The organism is Thiothrix subterranea (genome assembly GCF_016772315.1).
Classification (GTDB): Bacteria; Pseudomonadota; Gammaproteobacteria; order Thiotrichales; family Thiotrichaceae; genus Thiothrix; species Thiothrix subterranea.
Genome location: NZ_CP053482.1, coordinates 2,519,243 through 2,541,402, shown reverse-complemented (window position 1 = coordinate 2,541,402; position 22,160 = coordinate 2,519,243). Strand labels below are relative to the sequence as shown.

The 22,160-nt window shown below is 52.9% G+C and carries 24 protein-coding genes, 1 tRNA gene and 1 pseudogene; 15 read left to right on the top strand and 11 right to left on the bottom strand.

Annotated features, from left to right (window positions below; genetic code table 11):
• Positions 1–8 precede the first annotated feature (8 nt).
• The 4 genes from HMY34_RS12545 (at position 9) to HMY34_RS12530 (ending at position 2,825) form a co-directional block, all read left to right on the top strand.
• The gene (locus HMY34_RS12545; protein ID WP_202715821.1) at positions 9–1,487 is read left to right on the top strand and encodes a S1C family serine protease; all 1,479 of its coding nucleotides are present in this window, start codon (positions 9–11) and stop codon (positions 1,485–1,487) included.
• Positions 1,488–1,500: 13 nt separating this feature from the next.
• Positions 1,501–1,659, top strand: a complete 159-nt coding sequence (locus HMY34_RS12540) for a hypothetical protein (RefSeq protein ID WP_202715820.1) — start codon at positions 1,501–1,503, stop codon at positions 1,657–1,659.
• Between the two features lie 88 nt (positions 1,660–1,747).
• Positions 1,748–2,125: a VOC family protein gene (locus tag HMY34_RS12535; RefSeq protein ID WP_202715819.1), complete on the top strand. Its 378-nt coding sequence runs from the start codon at positions 1,748–1,750 to the stop codon at positions 2,123–2,125.
• 10 nt (positions 2,126–2,135) lie between these two features.
• On the top strand, positions 2,136–2,825 hold the full coding sequence (locus HMY34_RS12530) for a helix-turn-helix transcriptional regulator (protein WP_202715818.1): 690 nt from the start codon (positions 2,136–2,138) through the stop codon (positions 2,823–2,825).
• Positions 2,826–2,840: 15 nt separating this feature from the next.
• Here the strand turns inward: HMY34_RS12530 and HMY34_RS12525 are convergent, their stop codons facing one another.
• Positions 2,841–3,197, bottom strand: a complete 357-nt coding sequence (locus HMY34_RS12525; RefSeq protein WP_228287845.1) for a hypothetical protein — start codon at positions 3,195–3,197, stop codon at positions 2,841–2,843.
• Between the two features lie 228 nt (positions 3,198–3,425).
• Between HMY34_RS12525 and HMY34_RS12520 the strand changes: the two genes are divergently transcribed.
• Positions 3,426–4,421 carry an IS30 family transposase gene (locus tag HMY34_RS12520; protein WP_202715817.1) on the top strand — a complete coding sequence of 332 codons (996 nt, stop codon included), beginning with the start codon at positions 3,426–3,428 and terminating at the stop codon, positions 4,419–4,421.
• Positions 4,422–4,488: 67 nt separating this feature from the next.
• Here HMY34_RS12520 and HMY34_RS12515 read toward each other — a convergent pair whose 3' ends face one another.
• Positions 4,489–5,358: an IS982 family transposase gene (locus HMY34_RS12515; protein ID WP_202715816.1), complete on the bottom strand. Its 870-nt coding sequence runs from the start codon at positions 5,356–5,358 to the stop codon at positions 4,489–4,491.
• 91 nt (positions 5,359–5,449) lie between these two features.
• Positions 5,450–5,869, bottom strand: a complete 420-nt coding sequence (locus HMY34_RS12510; protein ID WP_202715815.1) for a helix-turn-helix domain-containing protein — start codon at positions 5,867–5,869, stop codon at positions 5,450–5,452.
• Positions 5,870–6,004: 135 nt separating this feature from the next.
• On the opposite strand from HMY34_RS12510, the pseudogene HMY34_RS12505 reads away from it, so the two are divergent.
• Both HMY34_RS12505 and HMY34_RS20565 read left to right on the top strand, forming a co-directional pair.
• Positions 6,005–6,277, top strand: a pseudogene (locus tag HMY34_RS12505) (IS1 family transposase); the annotation flags it as partial.
• Positions 6,274–6,405 carry a BrnA antitoxin family protein gene (locus tag HMY34_RS20565; protein WP_407701855.1) on the top strand — a complete coding sequence of 44 codons (132 nt, stop codon included), beginning with the start codon at positions 6,274–6,276 and terminating at the stop codon, positions 6,403–6,405. The pseudogene HMY34_RS12505 and the gene HMY34_RS20565, both read left to right, overlap by 4 nt.
• Positions 6,406–6,410: 5 nt before the next feature.
• On the opposite strand, the gene argS is transcribed toward HMY34_RS20565, so the two are convergent.
• Entirely contained in the window at positions 6,411–8,171 is a 1,761-nt protein-coding gene (argS, locus tag HMY34_RS12495; protein ID WP_202715813.1) for an arginine--tRNA ligase, read from the bottom strand.
• Positions 8,172–8,271: 100 nt separating this feature from the next.
• On the opposite strand from argS, the gene HMY34_RS12490 reads away from it, so the two are divergent.
• Positions 8,272–9,006 (top strand): M48 family metallopeptidase, encoded by a 735-nt coding sequence (locus HMY34_RS12490; RefSeq protein ID WP_202715812.1) that lies wholly within the window; start codon positions 8,272–8,274, stop codon positions 9,004–9,006.
• 3 nt (positions 9,007–9,009) lie between these two features.
• On the opposite strand, the gene yciA is transcribed toward HMY34_RS12490, so the two are convergent.
• Positions 9,010–9,402: an acyl-CoA thioester hydrolase YciA gene (gene yciA, locus HMY34_RS12485; protein WP_202715811.1), complete on the bottom strand. Its 393-nt coding sequence runs from the start codon at positions 9,400–9,402 to the stop codon at positions 9,010–9,012.
• 214 nt (positions 9,403–9,616) lie between these two features.
• Here yciA and HMY34_RS12480 point away from each other — a divergent pair, with 214 nt between their 5' ends.
• Genes HMY34_RS12480 through HMY34_RS12470 form a run of 3 tightly spaced genes read left to right on the top strand, consistent with a single transcriptional unit; the run spans position 9,617 to position 12,134 of the window.
• On the top strand, positions 9,617–11,392 hold the full coding sequence (locus HMY34_RS12480) for a DUF1538 domain-containing protein (RefSeq protein ID WP_202715810.1): 1,776 nt from the start codon (positions 9,617–9,619) through the stop codon (positions 11,390–11,392).
• Complete coding sequence (locus HMY34_RS12475; RefSeq protein WP_093064316.1) at positions 11,389–11,766, top strand: P-II family nitrogen regulator; 378 nt, start codon at positions 11,389–11,391, stop codon at positions 11,764–11,766. The genes HMY34_RS12480 and HMY34_RS12475 overlap by 4 nt, the downstream gene beginning before the upstream one ends.
• Positions 11,767–11,777: 11 nt before the next feature.
• Entirely contained in the window at positions 11,778–12,134 is a 357-nt protein-coding gene (locus tag HMY34_RS12470; protein ID WP_202715809.1) for a hypothetical protein, read from the top strand.
• An 87-nt stretch (positions 12,135–12,221) separates the two neighbouring features.
• On the opposite strand, the gene HMY34_RS12465 is transcribed toward HMY34_RS12470, so the two are convergent.
• A tRNA-Asn gene (locus HMY34_RS12465) sits at positions 12,222–12,297 on the bottom strand.
• 45 nt (positions 12,298–12,342) lie between these two features.
• Positions 12,343–13,311, bottom strand: coding sequence for a tRNA dihydrouridine(20/20a) synthase DusA (gene dusA, locus HMY34_RS12460; protein WP_202715808.1), 969 nt, complete (start codon positions 13,309–13,311; stop codon positions 12,343–12,345).
• Positions 13,312–13,401: 90 nt separating this feature from the next.
• On the opposite strand from dusA, the gene HMY34_RS12455 reads away from it, so the two are divergent.
• Entirely contained in the window at positions 13,402–13,596 is a 195-nt protein-coding gene (locus HMY34_RS12455; RefSeq protein WP_202715807.1) for a hypothetical protein, read from the top strand.
• A gap of 33 nt (positions 13,597–13,629) precedes the next feature.
• Here HMY34_RS12455 and mutM read toward each other — a convergent pair whose 3' ends face one another.
• Positions 13,630–14,442 (bottom strand): bifunctional DNA-formamidopyrimidine glycosylase/DNA-(apurinic or apyrimidinic site) lyase, encoded by an 813-nt coding sequence (mutM, locus tag HMY34_RS12450; RefSeq protein ID WP_202715806.1) that lies wholly within the window; start codon positions 14,440–14,442, stop codon positions 13,630–13,632.
• Between the two features lie 70 nt (positions 14,443–14,512).
• Between mutM and HMY34_RS12445 the strand changes: the two genes are divergently transcribed.
• From HMY34_RS12445 to HMY34_RS12435, 3 genes are all read left to right on the top strand, one after another.
• A complete protein-coding gene (locus HMY34_RS12445; RefSeq protein WP_202715805.1) occupies positions 14,513–15,784 on the top strand; it encodes an O-acetylhomoserine aminocarboxypropyltransferase/cysteine synthase family protein in 1,272 nt (423 codons plus the stop codon).
• Positions 15,785–15,820: 36 nt separating this feature from the next.
• Positions 15,821–16,315 carry a thiol peroxidase gene (gene tpx, locus HMY34_RS12440; protein ID WP_202715804.1) on the top strand — a complete coding sequence of 165 codons (495 nt, stop codon included), beginning with the start codon at positions 15,821–15,823 and terminating at the stop codon, positions 16,313–16,315.
• A 73-nt stretch (positions 16,316–16,388) separates the two neighbouring features.
• On the top strand, positions 16,389–16,844 hold the full coding sequence (locus HMY34_RS12435; protein WP_202715803.1) for a hypothetical protein: 456 nt from the start codon (positions 16,389–16,391) through the stop codon (positions 16,842–16,844).
• 90 nt (positions 16,845–16,934) lie between these two features.
• On the opposite strand, the gene HMY34_RS12430 is transcribed toward HMY34_RS12435, so the two are convergent.
• The 3 genes from HMY34_RS12430 to HMY34_RS12420 all read right to left on the bottom strand — a co-directional run bounded on the left by HMY34_RS12430 (position 16,935) and on the right by HMY34_RS12420 (position 22,042).
• On the bottom strand, positions 16,935–17,798 hold the full coding sequence (locus tag HMY34_RS12430; RefSeq protein WP_202715802.1) for an RpnC/YadD family protein: 864 nt from the start codon (positions 17,796–17,798) through the stop codon (positions 16,935–16,937).
• 66 nt (positions 17,799–17,864) lie between these two features.
• The gene (locus tag HMY34_RS12425) at positions 17,865–21,005 is read right to left on the bottom strand and encodes an efflux RND transporter permease subunit (RefSeq protein WP_202715801.1); all 3,141 of its coding nucleotides are present in this window, start codon (positions 21,003–21,005) and stop codon (positions 17,865–17,867) included.
• Positions 21,005–22,042, bottom strand: coding sequence for an efflux RND transporter periplasmic adaptor subunit (locus HMY34_RS12420; RefSeq protein WP_202715800.1), 1,038 nt, complete (start codon positions 22,040–22,042; stop codon positions 21,005–21,007). Before HMY34_RS12420 ends, HMY34_RS12425 begins: the two co-directional genes overlap by 1 nt.
• Positions 22,043–22,160 lie beyond the last annotated feature (118 nt).

The window sequence follows — 22,160 nt, the reverse complement described above, 5'->3', positions numbered from 1 at the left end:
TCACTGTTATGCCAATCTTGTTTAACACCCTCCGCCGTACCAGCTTTTACTGGCTAACCAGCTTATTTTTGCTGCTCTCACTGCCTGCTTTGGCAGATGAAATCGCCCCCCAAGACACGCTAGAAAATTCCATCGTTAAAATTTACGTCACCAGCAAATCACAAAACAGCTACTCGCCTTGGAATGCCGACAGTTTCGCCTCCAGCGGCTCCGGCTTTATCATTGCGGATAACCGTATTCTCACCAATGCGCACGTAGTGGCTGATCACATTTTCGTTGAAATCCAACGCGACGGCACGCCCAAGCGCTACCAAGCCAAGGTCGAATTCGTCTCGCATGAAATGGACATTGCCGTGCTCAAAGTCAAAGACGAAACCTTCTTTGCCAAGAGCAAACCCCTCGCCCTGGGGGAATTGCCCGACATTCATCAGGAAATCATGGTACACGGCTTCCCGATTGGCGGCGACACACTCAGCACCACACGCGGCATTGTGTCACGCATCGAATACATGCCCTATGTACACAGCGGCTTGTCTTACCAAAGCATCCAAATTGATGCCGCCATCAACCCCGGCAACAGCGGCGGCCCGGCGATTATTAACGGCAAAGTCGCGGGCATGGTCATGCAAAAATCGGGGGAAAGCGCTGAAAACATCGGTTATATCATCCCCACCGTGATGATTAACCGCTTTCTCGCCGACATCGCTGACGGCAAATACGACAGTTTTCCCGCATTTTCCATGGAAACACAAAACCTGCTCAGCCCCAGCCTAAAGCAAAAATACCAATTGAAAGAAGACCAAAGTGGCGTGTTAATCAGCAAAGTGTGTGCCAACACTGCCGCTGAAAAAGTCTTGAAAGAAAACGATGTTATCACCCACATTGACGGCAAAAAGATCGACGATGACGGCACCACCGCACTGACGGCACGCAAAACCATCAACTTCCGGCATTACCTCGATCTGCATCAAGTTGGCGACACACTCAACCTCGACATTGTGCGCGATGGCAAACCGCAACAGATCAAATTACCGTTGGATAAAGCGGTGGAAAACACTTACACCTATGACAAAGAACCGCGCTACGTCATTTACGGCGGGTTTGTATTCGTTGCCACCGAAGCTTACGACGGCTGCCAAACCCGTGAAGACTACGATGAGCGCAAAGACAAAGAGAAAAAAGATGATGTCAGCGTCACCCAAGTATTGGCGGCTTCCGGCAATTTAGGGTTTCATGACCTGCCTTCACTCAGTGTCGAAAAGATCAACGGTGAACGCTTCAACACCTTCGAGGAATTCTACCAACGCTTACGCGCCACCACCGACCCGTTTGTGATTTTGGAAGATTATGCCGGTTACGAAGTGGCGATTGACCGCCAACTCGCAGACAGTGAACACACCGAAATTTTAGAGCAATACAGCATTCACAAAGACCGCTCCAAAGAAGTCAGCGGCTGGGATCAAACGCTGGCGCAACGCAGCCAATAGACGGAGTTCGCAAATGAAAGGTAACAATTTCTGGTTAGGCAACGGTTTACTGGCACTGGCTTTATTGAGCTTGATTTTTATGGGAACACTGTCAGAAATGTTGGGCATCGGTGCGGTCATTTTATGGATGGGGTTGGCTGCTGCTGGCATGTATTTCATTATGAAAGACTGAGTTGGAAGTCTCCTGACATGATGCTGTCAGGAGGGGGCATCTATACTACAAAAACCAATCAACAATGCCTCACCAAAGGAGTAATACCATGAAAGCAAACCCAGTCGGCTGGTTTGAAATTTACGTGCAAGACATGCCACGTGCCACCGCCTTCTACGAGGCCGTGTTTGAGGGCGCATTAGAACCCATGCGCAAACCGGAGACGCCCGATATAGACATGATGCTGTTTCCCATGACCGAGGAATACGGTGCAACTGGCGCACTGGTGAAAATGCCCGACTGCCCATCGGGTGGTATGGGTACGCTGGTGTATTTCAGTTGTGAAGATTGCGCAGTAGAAGCCGCCCGCGCCGCCGCCAACGGTGGCAGCATTTTCAAGGAAAAAATGTCGATCGGCGAACACGGTTTCATTGCACTGGTATTCGATACCGAAGGCAATATGATCGGCCTGCATTCGATGGCGTAAGGCTGACCCCATGCGCCGTGCTGACCGTTTGTTCCAGCTTGTGCAAATCCTGCGTAACAAGCGCTTGGTCACGGCGCGTGAACTTGCCGAGCGATTGGAAGTTTCCGAACGCACCATTTACCGCGATATTCAGGATTTAAGCCTGTCGGGTGTGCCGGTGGAAGGCGAAGCGGGTGTCGGCTACCACTTGCGTTATTCGCTGGATATTCCGCCGCTGATGTTTACCGCCGCTGAAATCGAAGCCCTTGTGGTCGGGGCGCGAATGCTGAAAGCGTGGGGCGGCAGCGAATTGGGCAGCAGTGCGCAATCCGTTCTCGACAAGATTCATGCGGTGATTCCCACCGAATTGCATCGTCATCTGGAAGAAAGCCGCCTGTACGCGATGCGTTTCGGGGTGCGCGAAGATCTCGAAACCACCCTCGACACTTGTCGCCATGCGATTGCACAACGTCGTTACCTGCGACTGGATTACCAACGGGCTGACCACGAATCCAGCCAGCGCGACGTCAAACCGCTGGGGCTGTTTTTCTGGGGAAATGTGTGGACGCTGACTGCGTGGTGTGAATTGCGTAACGATTTCCGCACCTTCCGCCTCGACCGTATCGGCGGGCTGGATACGCTGGAACGTAGTTTTGAGGAATTGCCGGGGCAAACGTTGGGCGATTTCATCAGGCTGATGCGGCAGTCAGAGTGCTATTAACCCAAGTTGCCACCCTCAGCAGAGCAAGCTAATGCTGGACGCCAGCACAAAGAGTGCTACTTTGAGTTCAAATCCCCGAAACGTAACGGCATGGATATGTTTTGGTAACAAGCGTTCAATCAGGCTTCCCGCTGTTTCCACTACTTTGCGCTGGGCTTCCAGCCAATAAGTTTGCCGAGGTGAGTAAGGACGTTTGGAATTGACTTTACGCAGTGGCAACAAGGTAGTGTCCGCCTCTTTCAGCAAATATTCATACCCATAGTCGTTAAACGCCTTGTTCTCGATAACTTTGACTTCTTCAGCCAAGTCCAGGTGGTAAATTTTCAGCGCAGTGGTATCGTTCGCCGAACCTAGTGTCAGAAAAAACTCCACGAGTTTCCCTTTCCCTGTCACAAGGAAATGAAGCCTAACACCATAAAAATACCGTTTCTTGCTGGCTTGCCTATGTGTTTGGAAGGCGAAAAGATGTCGTTTTAAACAGAGCGAATTCGTATCATAAGTGCATAGCCCGTTAATCGAGACGGGATGCGGCTTTCCTCATAAGTTCAGAGGCAAAATGTGGTAAAAAGTATCCCGAAAAACCACTGACGGGAGAGCTTCATGGCTTACACACACCTTACCTCTGAGGAGAGGCATTATATCGAAACACGGCACAAGATGAAGGAATCGACGGCAACAATCGCGTTAACCTTGGTGCGTAGCCAATCGACGATCAGTCGTGAACTGACCCGCAACCGAGGGCAACGCGGCTATCGGCACAAGCAAGCGCACGCCAAAGCGCAACAACGCCATGCGGACAAGCCCAAAGCGGTCAAGTTGACCCCGGAATTGGCAGGCAGCATTGGGTTGCTGCTGGAACAGCAATGGAGTCCTGAGCAGATCAGCGGTCGACTGAAAGCGGAAGGCAAAGCGACTATTTGCCATGAAGCCATCTACCAGCATGTACTCAGGGACAAGCGTGCAGACGGCAAGCTGTACCTAAACCTGCGCCGCCATACGAAGCAATACCGCCAGCGTTACGGCAGTCAAACGGGCAGCGTCAAAGGCATCACCAACCGGGTGGACATTGAGGAACGCCCGGAAGTCGCCAATCAGCGTGAACGGCTCGGTGACTGGGAAGCCGACACCATGATCGGCAAGGGACACCAAGGCGCATTGGTGACACTGGATGAACGCAAATCCAAGCTACGCCTAGCGTTGCCAGTGGCAAACAAGACCGCAGAAGCAGTGAATAGCAGCATTATCACCTTGTTGGACGGCTTCAAGGATTGGGTGCACACGCTCACCTTCAATAACGGCAAAGAGTTTGCCAAACATGAGCAAGTTGCCCAAGCCCTTGGGTGCAAAACGTATTTCGCCAAGCCCTATCATTCGTGGGAGCGTGGGCAAAATGAGAACGCCAATGGGCTGTTACGCCAATACTTTCCCAAGGCAATGGGGCTATTAGACGTGACAACCCGACAGGTAGTCGAGGCTGTACATAAACTCAACAACAGACCAAGGAAGTGCCTGGGGTTCAAGACACCTTACGAGGTGTTCCGAGAACTATCCGGCATAGAGGCTGAAAAGTTGGTGGGTTATGCACTTATTACTTGAATTCACCCACGATAACTTTTGGATAGTTACTTAAATAACCTGAGTTCGGGATAAGCCATCCCTCAATTTAGATCACAACCAGTGCTGATGTTTTTAAATCCAGTGCTGGTTTTTTATCTTGATAGGCATATGCCACCAAGCCAGCAATGATGTTAATCATATAGTTAGTGAGTGAACGGTGGCGTGAATGCTCAATTTGTGAAATATTTTTCAACTGATCATTGATGGTTTCGATGATGCTCCGTTTACGCAACATCAGTGTATCGAACGTGTCACGCGCCACGGGTTTCATGTTTTTCTTCAGCGAGGTAATCCATTCAACCCCTTGCTCTGCCAACGATTCTGTCAATGCCTTGGAAATGTAGCCACGATCACCAAAGACTTTGCCGACCACTTTTTTCAGCAACGTGGGAACGGGCTTACGGTCATCGGTATTACCCGAAGTAATGGCAAACGATAAAATATTGCCGCAGTCATCCACGACCAAATGAAGTTTGAACCCATAAAACCAGCCTGTTGACGATTTACCCCGCCCTGCCTCTTTGCGAAAGGTGTGATGACGTGGAATACGCAAATTTTCACAGACTTTCAAGGGGGTAGAGTCTATGAAGGCAATACCTCGTCCCGTTTCACAGCGGTGCTGCATAAACAGGGTTAGTGGCAAAAGAACACGCGGCATTAACTCAATAAAACGTTGATAACTAGGGAGTTGCGGGAAATAACCCTTAAGAAATACTTTGACATGACGCTCATAATACCACTTGAAAGTACGATACCCCACTTGGTGGTAATGCACCAAAATCGTCATAATTTCACTATCGCCAAGACCACTGTGGCGACGACGATGCCCGCCTTTCGGGGTCAATAACGTTTTGTTCCATTCGGGATGAAAGTCCTGACAAAAATCGTCAATGGCACAGAATAACCGTGTTAGCATCTCAGTAGCAGCCTTTAGTGGGGTCAATGTGGTGTGTGGTTACTCACATTCTCCCATGAAAGGCTGCGCCTTACCTTATCCCGAACTCAGGTTAAATAAGCAACTTGCCTGCTGCCACTTGCTGGTGGAGGAATGCTTGAGTTTCTTGCTCACGCTTGAAAGCCACTGGGTCACGTTTATCTTTCAATGACTTACGCATCCGCTTCCAGAGGTAACTGGCTACTTTCTGGGTCATATCAGCCAGTTTGGTTTGGGCAGTCTTGATTTGGCGTGGTTCTTCGTCCACCAAGGTTTTCAACAACTCTACTTCGGTTTCTGTGTATATCGGGGGGCAACCAGAGCGGGGACGGTCGTAAAGCCCGATTAGACCTTCTTCCCAGCGCGTTATCCACTCACTGATGGCATCACGCCGCACATCCAGTATCGACCACAATTGAATGAGTGTGAAACCGCGTACACTCAACAGGATCGCTTGGGCGCGTTGACGGCAACGGAACGTTGGGTTATTCATATACATCTCCTGCAAGGTGATGCGGATTTCTTCAGGGATAGGTTGAGCAAATTTCATCGACACGGACATTCTTGGGTGACAGGCTACCAGTTTACATCAGCAGAGTCGTATGCGTGAAAACTTCTAGCTAGTTACTTAAAAGCACTGCTCGACCCCTTTGAGATTGCCCGTTATTACACCGATGATTGGGGTGCTTATGAACGCCACTTGAACGTTGACCAGCACGCAGTTGGCAAGCGTAATACCCAGAAAATCGAGCGAAAAAACCTCAATCTGAAGACGTGGGTCAAGCATTTGGCGCGTAAGACCATCTCCTTTTCAAAAGATGAGCTGATCGATACGGTAATTGGATTACTCATCAACAAAGTGGAATTCGGGATTGATATTCATGCCAAAATTCAGGTCTGACCCACTACCCAGTAACTAACCGTTACAGTGCGGAAGTAGTGGAGTTTTTCAAAGCATCCGGTGATGGCTGGCAAACTCGCATGGACGCTGTGCTGCGCGAGTATGTCACGCAGCACAAGGCAGCCTGATAACCTCACATCCGCTCCAACACCCCAATCCCCAGCAAACCCAAGCCAGTTTGCAGGGTTTGCGCCGTCAAATTCGCCAACTGCAAACGGCTGTTACGCACGTCCTCCGCCACACCGTCTTTCAAGATCGGGCAAGCTTCATAGAAGCTCATGAAGTTACCCGCCAACTCATACAAATACGTGCAAAGATGGTTCGGCAAACCCTCTTTCGCCACGCTATCCGTCGCCTCAGTGAATTGCAGCAACTTCATCGCCAAGGTACGTTCAGCGATTTCATGCAGCGAAATGGAGGAGCTAATCGCCTCCGCATCCACACCTGAGCGACGGAAAATGCTCTTAATCCGCGCATACGCATACTGCAAATACGGCGCAGTATTGCCCTCAAAACTCAGCATAGTTTCCCAGTTAAAAATATAATCCGAGTTGCGGTTTTTGGACAGGTCGGCGTATTTGACCGCGCCAATGCCAACAGTACGCGCAATCTCATGGCGTTCCGCCTCACCCAATTCCGGGTTCTTTTCGGTGACGAGGGTGAACGCCCGTTCTTCCGCCTCCACCAACAAATCCACCAACTTGACCGTGCCGCCAGTACGGGTTTTGAACGGTTTGCCATCTTCGCCCTGCATGTTGCCGAACGGCATGTGTTCGAGCGCCACGCCTTCGCGCACAAATCCGGCTTTACGTGCCAACAGGAACACTTGCTGGAAATGCAACGCTTGGCGGGCATCGGTGAAATACAAAGCACGGTCAATGTTCAGCACCCCGCTACGGTAACGCAATGCCGCAAGGTCAGTGGTCGCATACAAATAGCCGCCGCCGGTTTTCTGCACAATGATCGGCGTAATGCTGCCGTCTTTGTTTTTGAATTCATCGAGAAACGCGCATTGTGCGCCCTGATTTTCCACCAGCAAGCCTTGCACCTGCAACTCGCTAACAATATTGGCTAAATCAGCGTTGTAGGCACTTTCCGGCATCACATCCGCACGGCTCAGGGACACGCCCAAACGCTCATAAACCTCTTCGCAATGGTGCAAGGAAATGTCGATGAATTGCTGCCACAAGCCATGGCATTCTGCGTCACCGGCTTGCAGTTTCACCACGTAATCGCGGGCGGTGTTGGCAAAGTCGGTTTCGGCATCGAAACGCTGTTTGGCTTCGCGGTAGAAGGTTTCGAGGTCGGCGAGTTGGGGTTCGACTTCGCTCACCCCACGGGTTTTGTCGGTAAGGCTGACCATGTGCGCGATCAGCATTCCGAACTGTGTTCCCCAATCGCCGACGTGGTTTTGGCGAATAACCTTGTGTCCCTGGAATTCGAGGACGCGGGCAACAGCATCACCGATGATGGTGGAGCGCAAATGCCCGACGTGCATTTCCTTGGCGAGATTCGGCCCCGAATAATCGACCACGATGGTTTGTGAAGAGGGCGAATGCCATTCGCCCCTACCATCCCCCGTAGGGGCGAATGGCATTCGCCCTCCCAATGCTTCTGATAACCACTTATTTTTCAAATAGATATTGATAAAACCGGGGCCTGCGACTTCGAGTTTGTCGGCGAGATCGGACAAATCCAGCGTTTCCAGCAATCGGGTGGCGAGTTCTCGCGGGTTGGTTTTCAACTGCTTGGCGGCTGCCATTACGCCGTTGGCTTGGTAGTCGCCGAATTCGGGGCGGGCGGAAGGTTTCACAATGGCGGTCACGGTGTCAGGTGCGCCGAGTGTGTGCAGCGCGGCGGTAATGCGGTCATCAAGCAGTTGGCGAATATTCATCAGACTCTTTTCGGGTGTGGGCAAAAGGGGGATTTTAGGCGGGTTGCGGGGTAGAATCCACTTTCTGCAAGAGGATTCTCACGATTGAAGGATTAGTAGGATGGGACGGTTGACCTTGGTGGATGGGCGTGTGCTGGATTATGAGGTGCGGCAATCGGCGCGGGCGAAATACATGCGGATGAACCTGTCGGCTGACAAGGGGCTGGTGGTGACACAGCCGATCGGGGTAGGTGAGCAGCAGTTACGTGACTGGATTCATAGCAAACTGGACTGGATTACGGACAACCTACCCAAGGTGGAACGTTATACCGCACCCCTGATGGATGCGCCTGCGCTGCCTGAATACCTTGAGTTTCCGGTCACGGGCGAACGTTTCCGGCTGGTGTATACACCCACCTCGCGCCACAATATTGCGGCGGATATTGGGGATGATGGCACGCTGACCCTTTCCGGCGCGGTTGGCAACCCAGAACATTGCCGTTACGTGCTGCGTGAGTGGACGAAAAACTACGCCCGCTACCATCTGGGGCAGATGCTGCAACAACTGGCGACGCAGACCGGTCTGGGTTACGTCAGTTACAGTGTGAAGGGGCAAGAAACGCGCTGGGGAAGCTGTTCCACCCGTGGCAATATCAACCTCAACTACAAGCTGGTGCTGCTGCCGGTGGAATGGGTGCGTTACACCCTGATTCATGAACTTTGCCATACGGTGGAAATGAACCATTCCACGCGGTTTTGGGCGCTGGTGGCGAAGTTTGCGCCGGACTACAAGGCGATCCATGCGGAGATGAAGGGCGCAATGCAACGCCTGCCGGAGTGGACGAAGAGCGGCTGAGGCTTACAGCGGGCGTTTGTTGCCGTCTGCGTCGATGGCGACGTAGGTGAAATCGGCTTCGGTCACTTGCCAGCGCAGTTCGGTTTCGCTGCCGTGCCATAGTGGTTTGACCCACACTTGCAGGTGCAAGGTGATGGAAGTCTTGCCGATTTTCACCACATCGCCGTAACAGCACACCACGTCACCGACATTCACCGGGCGGATGAATTTCATGCTGTTGACCGCGACGGTCACTATTCTGCCTTTGGCAATTTCTTTGGCAAGGATGCCGCCTGCCATGTCCATTTGCGAGAGAATCCAGCCGCCGAAGATGTCACCGTTGGGGTTGGTGTCCTTGGGCATGGCGAGGGTGCGTAGGATCAGGGTTCCGCGTGGGTGGTGGGTGTTAGCGGTCATGGGCGAGTCCTTACAGGGAGATGGTATATTTTTCGATAGGATTGATCATACCGTTAAAACCCAGTAGCGCCCACCTTCCTCCAGCACCTGATTCAGCAACGTACCATTTTCTCAGCACATAATGCCCTCACGCCACCCATTTAAATAAATCTATTAAGATGACGAGTTTATTTATGGTATTGTCAAGACACGACTAGCAGCCGTCAGGGAAATTATGCCAACTGAAATCCGCTTTGGCGCATTTGTGCGCGAAATTACGCTTCAGCAGCAACAAATATCCTACAACAACCTCACCCCAAAAGTGTGGCACGCCGCTGATGGCAGCGAAATTCCCTACCGCGCCCCCAAAATCCACCTACGCTGGATTGATGCTTATCGCCTGATTCAACCCTACATCAGCAGCCGCCTGATGGAACAAGTGCAAGCCGTGGTTCCACTCGCGCTCTACCTTGTGCTGTTCCAGATTTTTGTGCTGCAACAAGGCGTTGCCGATGCTGGCTTGATTACCGGTGGCTTAGTCGCGGTGGTTCTCGGCTTGATGTTTTTCATGGAAGGTTTAAAAGTCGGCCTGATGCCCTTTGGCGAAGCGCTCGGCAATACGCTTCCTGCCAAAGCCACCTTGCCGGTGGTACTCAGCATTGTCTTTCTGCTGGGTATTGGTGTCACCTTTGCCGAACCCGCCATTGGCGCATTGAAAGCCGCTGGGCAAATTGTACAAGTCGAATCCGCCCCCTACCTCTACGCCATGCTCAACGAATGGGCAGAAGTGCTGGTGTTAGGGGTCGGGATTGGCGTGGGCGCTGCCGCCATCCTCGGCACATTGCGCCTGCTCAATGGCTGGAGCTTAAAACCGCTGATTTACCTGTCACTCATCCCGATTATCGCCCTCACCGTTTTCATGCAATTCGACCCCGAACTCAGTAAAACCTTGGGGCTGGCGTGGGATAGCGGCGCTGTCACCACCGGCCCTGTCACCGTACCGCTGGTACTGGCATTGGGGATCGGCATTGCCGCCGCTGCGGGCAAAGGGCAATCGTCACTGTCCGGCTTTGGCATTGTCACCTTAGCGTCGCTATTCCCGATCCTCAGTGTGCAATTACTCGCACTGTATCTCGCGTTCACCACCACGCCCGCCGAGATCATTGCCACCGCCGCCAACGCCCAGCAAGCACTGGAACCGGCATGGTATAGCCAAACCCCTTGGCTGGAAATCATCGCTGGTTTACGCGCCATTGTGCCGCTGGTGCTGTTTTTGCTGCTGGTCATGTGGCTAATCCTAAAGGAAAAACTCCCCGAACCCGGTCAAATCGCCTACGGCATTGCCCTTGCGGTGATCGGCATGATCATGTTCAACCTTGGTTTAAGCTATGGCTTGGCGAAACTGGGCGGGCAATCCGGCAGCCTGATTCCCGCCGCCTTCACCGCGATTGAAGCGGTGACGCATAGCCCGCTGTACAGCGCCATACTGGGTTTATCGCTGGCATTGTTGTTTGCGTGGTTGCTGGGGTTTGGGGCGACCTTGGCAGAACCCGCCCTCAATGCCCTCGGTTTGACGGTTGAAACGCTCACCAACGGTGCATTCCGCAAATCCTTACTCATGTATGCAGTATCATTTGGCGTAGCGTTTGGCATTGCCTTGGGAGTCGCGAAAATCATCTTCGACCTCCCGCTGGCCTGGTTGCTGATTCCGGGTTATTTATTCGCGGTCATCCTCACTTACCTGTCTAGCGAAGAATTCGTCAATATCGCGTGGGATAGCGCCGGAGTCACCACCGGCCCCGTGACCGTGCCACTGGTGTTAGCGATGGGGCTGGGCGTGGGTAATGCGGTCGAGGCAATTGAAGGTTTTGGCATTCTTTCAATGGCGTCGATTTGCCCGATTATCTCGGTCATGCTCACCGGCTTGTGGATACGCTGGAAAGTCAGCCGTAAGCAACGTTACTATGACCAAGCCCCCAAACACGCTTCAACCCAAGGTAAACCCGCATGAGCAAACGTGAAATTGTTGTCTTGACCGATGTCGCCCTGATCACTGCGATTGTGCAACGCGGTCTAGCGGATGAAATCGTCAAAGCCGCCCAAGAAGCAGGCGCACAAGGGGCAAGCATCCATTACGCACGCGGGCGCGGGGTGCGCGAACGCCTCGGCATTATGGGCTTAGCCATCGAAGCGGAAAAAGAAGTCATCAATATTGTGGTGTCCACCGACCAGCTCGACCGCGTGTTTGAAAAAATGTATTTAGCAGGCAAAATGGATACGCCCGGCATGGGCTTTATGTGGGTCACGCCGCTGGAAAAAGCCGCCACCTTCATTCCCCCCGAAATCGTCGAACGCCTCACCGATTACCCACGTCAAGGCTCATGAGTCCGCCCAACATGTTAAGCGTTACCCCCACCCTCATTTCACAAAAAGTCATTACCTGCATCCTGCCCAAAGGCCGCGCCATGAAGGTAGCCAAAGCCTTAACCAAAGAACGCGGGCTGACCGCAGTGGATATTCATTACGCACGCGGCAACGGGCGATTAACCCCGCTACGCTATCGCGGCATTGGCGAAACCTCGGAAAAAGAAGTGCTGACGGTCGCCGTCCCCACCGAACAAGCGGACGAGGTGTTTGCATACATCTACGAACTAGCTGAGATCAATCGCCCGCACGGTGGCTTGATGTACATGCACGGCTTACTCGCCGCCACGCCTTACACCTTGCCGGAATTGCCCGAAGAAGAGGCATAATGGTCACAAGCTGACGCACAAAAGCCCTTGCAGATTGCGACCTGCAAAGGCTTTTGAATCATCATGGTACACCATGATATAGAATGTTGGCTCCTCGAACTGGACTCGAACCAGTGACCCACGGATTAACAGTCCGTTGCTCTACCGACTGAGCTATCGAGGAACTGTCGGTTTGAGGCGCATATAATATAGAGCAAACAGAGATCGGTCAAGCAATTTTTTCAGCCGCATTACACAATAATTCAACACCCGCGTTTTGCTTATGCGCATTCTCGCTAATCAGCCGCCGAAACGACCGCGCTCCCGGCATCCCCTGAAACAAACCGAGAATGTGACGGCTCATGTGGTTCAATGCCACACCCGCTGCTTGTTGCGCCTGCACATAATCCAAAAACGCTGCCAACACCGCTTTGCGATCCTGAAACGCATCATCTACCCCGTAAAGCGCCGAATCCACCTGCGCCAACAACCACGGATTATGGTAAGCCTCGCGCCCCACCATTACCCCATCGACGTGCTGCAAATGCTGCTGGCATTGTTCCAGCGTCGTAATGCCACCGTTGATAATAATCTCCAGATGCGGAAACGCTTGCTTGAGTTCATACACCAAGTCGTAACGCAAAGGCGGAATCTCGCGGTTTTCCTTAGGACTCAGCCCCTTCAGCCACGCCTTACGCGCATGAATAATAAACGTCTGGCAACCGGCTTGCGACACCGTGCTAACAAAGTGATGCAAGCCCGCGTAATCATCCTGATCATCAATCCCAATCCGATTTTTGACCGTCACTGGAATATTCACGGTGGCTTGCATGGCGCTGACACATTCCGCAATCAAATCCGGTTCCGCCATCAAGCAAGCGCCAAACGCGCCTTTTTGCACCCTCTCGCTAGGGCAACCGACGTTAATATTCACTTCATCATAACCGTAACTTTCCGCCAGACGCGCACATTCCGCCATTTCCTGCGGCTCACTGCCACCCAATTGCAACGCCACCGGGTGTTCTTCTTGATTGAAGCGTAAATGACGCTCAAGGTCGCCATGTAAGAGTGCGCCGGTCGTCACCATTTCGGTGTACAGCACCGATTTTTTGGTCAATAAACGGTGAAAATAACGGCAATGGCGGTCAGTCCAATCCAGCATTGGCGCAACGGTAAATTTCCTGTTCAGCTTAGTCATATAATATTCTTATTTAAGAGCGGCTCTGTTTATTTCGCTTAAAAAACAATCGAATCAATCGCACAACGGCACATTAAGCAAGGGGCTTTTATGTTGGATACAGAAGTTATCATGTATTTTATGATCGGGTTGGTCATTATCGGGATTCCCTCCTTCCTTTTCTACCGCATTGGCATGGATATTGGTGTGAACAAAGGCATCCGCAGGCAGTTAATTCGCGAATTGATGGCGAATGGCGTGCTGGAAGAAGCCGATATGTCGATCAGGGGTACGCGCCATACTTGACTCAGCGGCAAGCCGCAAGGCGATTTCCCTTCATCAAGTTTGGCAGATGGGGCAGAACCAAGTGGAACGCTGCCCTTGGGTGATTTGAACAATGGGATTCTGGCACACGACGCACGGCAACTTAGCCCGGTCGTAAACCTTCAGCTCCAGCTTAAAATACCCCGGCGCCCCATCTTCACGTACAAAATCACGCAGGGTTGTTCCCCCGCATTCAATGGCATAGGTCAGAATCTGGCGGATAGTTTGCGCAAGTTTAGCGTAACGTTCGCGGGATACGCCCCCCGCCGCCAGCCGTGGGTCTATCCCCGCTAGAAACAGCGCTTCGTTGGCGTAGATATTGCCTACGCCAACGACAATGTGCGCATTCATAATGAACGCTTTCACGCTCACACTGCGGTTACGCGAACGTTCAAACAAATAATCCCCATCGAAACCGTCTTCCAACGGCTCCGGCCCCAATTCGCGCAATAAAGCGTGTTGCAGCGGGTCGCCCTCTGCCCACAAAAACGCCCCGAAACGGCGCGGGTCGTGGTAACGCACCGCCTTGCCACTGTCTAACACCAAATCAAAATGGTCATGCTTACGCGGCGCTAAATCCGCCTCCACAATCCGCAAACTGCCGGACATTCCCAAATGAATCAGCCCCACGCCCGCATCGGTATGCAGCAAAATGTATTTGCCCCGCCGCGTCAACTCATGCACCACCTGCCCTGCCAATGCGCCAACCGCATCCGGCACAGGCCAGCGTAATTGCGGCTGACGGATGCACACGTTCTTCACCGTATGCTCCTTTAACCAAGGCTCAATGCCACGACGGGTGGTTTCGACTTCGGGCAATTCAGGCATCGCATATCCTTTCTGTGGTCAATATTATGGACGTATGTTATACCTTATGACTCCACCAAGGAGGACTCCCATGAAAAAAGAAACACTATCCATCCACGCTGGCTATACCACCGACCCGACCACCAAGTCGGTAGCCGTGCCAATTTACCAGACCGTGGCTTACGAATTCGACGATGCCCAACACGGCGCGGATTTATTCAATCTCGCAGTACCCGGCAATATTTACACCCGCCTGATGAACCCCACCAATGACGTGCTGGAAAAGCGTGTCGCTGCACTCGAAGGCGGCGTGGGCGGCTTAGTCGTCAGCTCCGGCATGGCAGCCATCAATTACGCCATCCTCAATATCGCCGAAGCGGGCGATAATATCGTCGCCACTCCGCAATTGTACGGCGGCACGTATACATTATTTGCACACATGCTCCCCAAGCAAGGCATTGAAGTGCGCTTTGCCGAAAACGACAGCCCTGAAGCCATCGAAAAGCTGATTGATGCCAAAACCAAAGCCGTTTTCTGCGAAACCATCGGCAACCCGGCGGGCAATATCGTCGACATTGAAGCGATTGCCAGCGCCGCGCACAAACACGGCGTCGCGGTGATTGTGGATAACACTGTCGCCACCCCGATTTTGTGTACCCCGATTGATTACGGCGCGGACATCGTGGTTCACGCCCTCACCAAATACATCGGCGGTCACGGCAATTCACTCGGCGGCATTATTGTCGATTCCGGCAAATTTCCTTGGGCAGAAAACAAAGAACGCTACGCCGCCATTAATAGCCCCGAACCGTCTTACCACGGTGTGGTATACACCGAAGCCCTCGGTGCCGCCGCTTATATCGGTCGCGCCCGCACCGTACCCTTGCGCAATACCGGCTCGGCACTCTCGCCATTCAACGCCTTCCTGATTCTGCAAGGCTTGGAAACGCTGGCACTGCGCATGGAACGCCACTGCGATAACGCCATTGCCGTTGCGCATTACCTGAAAAATCATGCCAAGGTCGAGTGGGTGAATTTTGCTGCACTGCCCGATGACCCGTATCATGCATTGGCGTTGAAATATTTCAACGGCAAACCTGCGTCACTGATGACGTTTGGGATCAAAGGCGGGTTTGATGCGGGGGTGAAATTCTACGACCAGTTACAGATGATCAAACGGCTGGTGAATATCGGCGATGCAAAATCACTGGCTTGCCACCCCGCTTCCACCACGCACCGCCAGTTGACCGAAGCGGAACAATTGCGGGCAGGTGTCAAACCCGAAACCATCCGTTTGAGTGTTGGCATTGAACACATTGACGACATTATTGCCGACCTCGAACAAGCGTTTGCAAGCGTATAAATACAGATTCACATCAATCACTCAAGGAGATTTCAGATGGCAACCATCACCTTACAAGGCAACCCCATTGATACCTGCGGCGAACTGCCCGCCGTGGGCAGCGCAGCCCCTGCGTTTACCCTGACCAAAACTGACCTGTCTGACGTTACCCTGCAAGACTTTGCAGGCAAAACGGTGATCCTCAACATTTACCCCAGTGTGGACACAGGCGTTTGTGCCGCATCCACCCGCAAATTCAACGAACTCGCCAGCGGCAAAGCGGATGTGGCGGTATTGTGCGTGTCGGCTGACCTGCCGTTTGCGCATAGCCGTTTCTGTGGCGCAGAAGGCTTGGACAATGTGGTGTCCCTCTCCGACTTCCGCAACAAGGATTTTGGCAACGCTTACGGCGCAACCATTACCACGGGTGTGTTAGCTGGCTTGCTCTCCCGCGCTATCGTGGTCATTAAAGACGGCATGGTCACTTACACAGAACAAGTGCCGGAAATCGCACAAGAGCCGGACTACGACGCAGCCCTCGCCGCAGTATAAATATCAAGCAGATAGCAGCAGAAATTCGTAATCTTGACTAGACTCGTATCAGCCCCTTATTGCAGGAACTGATATGAAAACCAAGCTTGCGCTGCTGCTATCCCTCTTGTTGGGCATTAGCGTTACCACCCCCGCGATGGCTGCCGAATGCACCTCATCGTTTTATTGCTATGGCAATACCGCCAATTCAGTCGTGCGAGTCACCCCTCGCCCGCCACCCATTCCACCGCCGAATCGACGGGTGGTACAACAGCGCCAACAAGCACAATTGGCATTGCGTAATCGCCCGACCACCACGCCGCCGCGCATTGCCACACGACCCGCGCCTGTGCCGCAAATGCGGATTGCACCACGTCCAACGGCTGTGCCTGCGCCCGCCCCCGCTGCACCCGTCAATAGCTGCCAAAATGCAGCGAATCGTGCGGCGCAAATTGAAAGCCAAGCGGTACTTGCATCAAAACGCAACGACCGGCAAACATCCATCAGATTGTTCCGCGAAGCGGCGAACCTACGCCAAGCTTGCCGTTAACGCTTAATGAAAAGCCGGAACATGTCCGGCTTTTTCGTCTCAGGGCAAGCAGTCACCTATTGGTACGGTCTGCTTTCTGATTATTCGATGTTAGTGTTGAACCCGCAATTTTTGGACTTCTTCCAGTGATAAGCCTGCAATACGGGCAATATCAGCTTCTGGGATTACGCCCAGTTGTAGCAAACTGCGGGCGACTTCTTGAGCTTTTTTGAATTCGCCTTCTTTGCGACCTCGTTCGATACCCTGTTCAATGCCCTTCTCGATACCCTTTTCGATACCATCCCTCATGCCCCAGCTATAGGAGGCAAATTTGGTTACATCCACTTGTGTTAGCATTTGTTCAGCCTCTTTGATGTTAGGTTGCAGGTCACGGTTTTCAGCGAGGGTTTCGAGCATCTCGAAGTAGTTGCGGAAACCACGTTCGTCTTCGCCCATGAGTTCACGTAGGCGCAATACGATGTAGTTTACCATATCCTGTGTTGGTTTCCCTTTGAAATCACACAGGATTGCCAGAACCAAAGCATCGGGTGTGTCTTGCTCCAACAACAGACTGCAATCGACGTTGTGCATATCGAGGATGGGGTAATGGTAGGCAAGCGTTGGGGCATTGAAATGGTCGGGCATGGTTAAGCGGTCACGCCCGATGTAAATCAGGTGTTGGTGAATGGAATAGCCAGGATGCGCCAGTTGAATGTCGGTGAAGTAGCGCAACATCCGCAGCGGCATACTGCTGTCGTTTTGGTTTTGGATTTCGATGTGCAGGATGAAATCTTGACCGTCGGCTTGGCGGCGCATCCGCGCCACGAGGTCGGCACGGCGTTGTTCAACGCGCTGCTGTGCGGTGTCGAGCAGTTCTACGCTGTCCATCTCCACGCCTAAGCCTAGCAACAGGTTGGCAATGTCGGCTGCCAGATGACCGAGTACGGATTTGCTGATGATGTCTTTGTTTCCCATGCGAGAAGTGTAGCAGGGGATAGGCTGTTTGTTGGGGCATTCTGATGGAATGCTAGTTAGCATCAGTTAATGTTTAAGTTTCGACCGACTCGACACCCGATACAACACCGGAATCGCAAACAGCGTCAGCACGGTTGAAAACCCAACCCCCCACACAATGGCCGTCGCGACTGGCCCCCAGATCAGTGACTTACCCCCCAACCCGGTGGCGAGTGAAAACAAACCCGCCATCGTGGTCAATGACGTAATCAACACCGGAATCACCCGCCGCCGCGCTGCATACACCGTGGCGTGCAATACACTCATCCCCAATTCAAGCCGGTCATTCGCCGCAGAAATCAACACAATCGCCGAGTTCACCGCAATCCCCGCCAACGCCACCACCCCGTACAGCGTGTACAAACTCAACGGATTTTGCGTCACCAGCAAGCCATACACCACCCCGGTAAACGCCATCGGCACGGTCGACAAAATCAGCAATGGCTGCCAATAACTGCCAAATTGCGTCCCCAAAATCAAATACATCAAGCCAATACCAAACAGGAATAACATCCCGATAGCATCCATGCTTTCCTGAATATCATCGAGTTGCCCCGCAAAATCCAAGTCAATATTCGGGAATTGCGCCTGATAAGGTTTCCACCCCTCCAGCAAGAGCTGATTCGCCTGCACCGCATCCAGCGCACACTGCGCATAATCCGGCGCTGCCCCGCTGAACATCGGTTGCAAGCGGCATTCGTAAAATGGCTCATCCGGGCGTTTCACCAAATCCGCCTCCAAGGTAATGGCGCGGCGGAAATTGTAATGGCGAATATTGCCCAACGACACGCCTTTTTGTTCCTCCACCAATTCGCGCAACGGTACGCTGCCACCATCCGCAGTCGGCAAGCGGAAATCCAGCAACTGATCCACCGTGCGCAAATCCCCCTCTTGGCGTTTGACGCGCACCTCTAGTTTTTCGCCCTGATCCTGCATATCCGCGACCACTTCGCCATCCACCAGCAAGCGCAAGCTACGGCTGACCTCATCCGGCGACACCCCGGCGCGGCGGATATTGTCGTGGCGCAAGCGCAAAGTCATTTCCATCTGACCGGGGCTGGCATCGTCGGTAATGTCTTTGAAACCCGGATTCGCATTCAGAATTTGCTTGAGCGCAGCCGTTGCACCCTGAATTTCGGCGTAATTATCGCCACGCACTTTCACGCTGATTGGCTTAGCCGCAGGTGGCCCGCCCGCCAATTCCAGAAACGCAATATTCACCGCCCCCGGCACATTCACCACATCGGCACGCATCCCCTCGATAATGGCTTTCACCTCCCGCGAACCGTCCGAGATTGGCTTGAGGCTCACCACCATTTGCCCGTAACGCGCCCCGTACAGCGGCTCAGTTTCGGTAAACATCATCCCCGCATAAGCCACCACCGAACGCGCATCCTCCGGCTGCAAATGCTTTTTCACCTGCTGCTCGACTTGTTGCACTTTTTGCATGGTTTCATCCAGCGCGGTGGAACTCGGCATTTCCACGTTCACATAAAACAGCCGCAAACTGTCCGCCGCAAAGAAATTCAGCGGAATCAGCCCTGCCCCGACAATCCCCACCGCCAGCACAAACATTAACGCCACCGCACTCAATGCCGAACGCGGGTAGCGCAACACTTTCACCAGCAAACGTGCGTATTTCACTTGCAGCCAATGCGTGCCACGATTGCGCATTTGCTGAATACGTGATGGCTTATCAAAGCGCATTTTCATGCTGGCAACGTGCGCGGGCAGCATCCAAAACGCCTCAATCAAGCTAATTGCCAGCGCCAATGTCACCACCATCGGAATCACTTGCATGAATTTGCCCAAAATCCCCGGTAACAACATCAGCGGCAAAAACGCCGCAATCGTGGTCAACACGGCAGTCGTCACCGGCAACGCCACCTCGCGCATGGATTCCACCGCCGCCGTGACCGCATCCATGCCGTGTTGCAAGCGGTAATAAATGGATTCGACCACCACCACCGCATCGTCCACCAACATCCCCAACACAATCACAATGCCCAGCAACACCGTCACATTCAGGGTTTCACCCATGCCAGACAACACCCAAAACGTCGCCGCCAGCGTAAACGGAATCCCAATGGTGGTGAGTGCGGCAATCCTGAACCCCAGAAATAACCAAGTCACGAATAACACCAGCACAAACCCCAGCAAGGCATTGCTTTCCATAATGCCGATCGCTTCACGGGTGGGAATGGTTTGGTCATCGACTAATACCAGCTTCACCCCGCTGGCACCGATTTGCTGATTACGCGCGTCAATATAAGTTTTCAGGCGCTCCACCAAATCCAGCACATTGGCTTTGTCTTCCTTCAGCACCGCAAACAATACCGCCGGTTCGCCATCCAAACGCACTTGTTGGGTGGCTTCGGCGCGGGCGCGTTCCACACTCGCCACCCGTGACAACGACACTTCGCCCTGCACACCGGGAACGGGCAATTCGCCCAAGGCTTGCGGGTCGCTGGTTTTGCCGCTTAAGCGCACCAACCAACTTTGCTTATCCACATCCAAACTGCCAGCGGATAAATCCCGAAACCACGCACGTACCGTATCGCTCAATTGCCCCGGCGTTAACCCTAAGGATTCGAGGGCGACGGTATCAAAACGCACTTGCAGTTCGGGAGCATCCAACGCCACCGGGTCAACCCGATCCACGCCCTTAATCTGCTCCAAGGCTTTTTCGATATTTTTGGCTTGCACGCGCAAATTTTCATCATCAGCAATGCTTTGCACCGCAATCATCGCGGAGGGGAACGCATTCGCCGTGGTAATTTCCAGCACAATCGAATCCATTGCTTCTGCTGGCAGTAAGCTCTCGACGTTCTGAATTTCACGGCGCAAATCGGCGAGGCGCTTGTCGAAAGTACGCTCATCAATGTCTTCAAAGCGCACCAATAGGCTGGAAATATTCGCCCGGCTATTGCTCGACACAAATTTCATGTCCGGTATGCCACGAATCGCCTCTTCTAGCGGGTCGGTAACGCGCTTTTCCACGTCTTCCGCACTCGCCCCCGGCAACGCGGTGATAATCGAAATCCAGTTGAAATTAATCGTGGGGTCTTGCTGGCGCGGCATCGCGTTATAAGCGGTGAAGCCGATGAACAACACCAACACGAAAGTGAGATTCGCGAGAACATGATTTTGTATGAGGCGGCGATACATCAGGGTTTCTCCACCGTCACGGCTTGCCCATCCCTTGCTCGCAAGCGGTTTTGATCAATCAAGCGCACCGAAGTGGGCAAGTCGATCAACACCGGCTGCCCTTCTTTCGCATCGGGAAGCGGGTGAAACTTTGCCATGCCATCCACTTCCAGCATCACCCCCAAACCACCTTCGCGGCGCACCACCCAACTGGCGGGCAATGCCTGTAATTTACCTTGCCACACCACCCGTCCACTGCGTCCAACGGCTAAGGAATGTTCGCCTTTGAGAGTAAAGCGCACTTCTTGCGTGCGGGTATTTCCGGCGATTTGCCCAACCACCGCACGGCGTTCCAGTGGAATGCTCACACTATCGGCAACAAAGCGTAATTCCGCCCCTTGCGTTTGATCCTGCACTTCATCCACCGACAAACTGGCGCTCACTTCCAAGGCTTTGTCTTGCAGCAGTTGGAACGCGGGTGTGCCGGGCGTGGCTTGTTGCCCGACTTGCACGTCACGGCGGGTAATTTGTCCGGCAAATGGCGCTTTGATGGTGCAACGTGAAACTGCAAGCTGGGCGGTGTCGGTTTGCGATTTGGCGACAGCCACTTCTGCTTTGGCTGCTTCAGCATCGGCAGCAGCTTTATCCAACACTTCAGCGGGAACGACACCCGTGTTACGCAAACGCTGATTGCGCTGAAGTTGCGTGTTCGCTAATTGGTAACGCGCATTCGCCGCATCCACGCCTGCTTTGGCTTGGCTCAAGGCGAAAACATGATCGCGGCAGTCCAATTCCGCCAACACCTGACCGGCTTGCACGGTATCGCCGGTATCCGCTCGCAATTGGATAACTTTCGCAGAAATTTCAGCACTGAGCGTGCTATCGTTCAAACTGATCAGCGTTGCTGTTACACTACGCTCAGATGCTTGCAAAACCTCCCCCAAAGGTCGCACGGTCACCGTTAGAGAGTCCGCTGGGGTATCAGCCACGCTGAAACCGGTCAGAGAGAACGTGACTAGCGTCGTGAGGAGCGGGAGGAGCAAAGATTGGCGCAGCATCGGTATTATCACTTTTAACAGGTTGCGAAACGTAAGGATGCAAGATATATAAAGCTTTGTAAATTTCAGTTTTATAACGTCGCATTACACACCAACGTTACCGTTATTATCAACACAA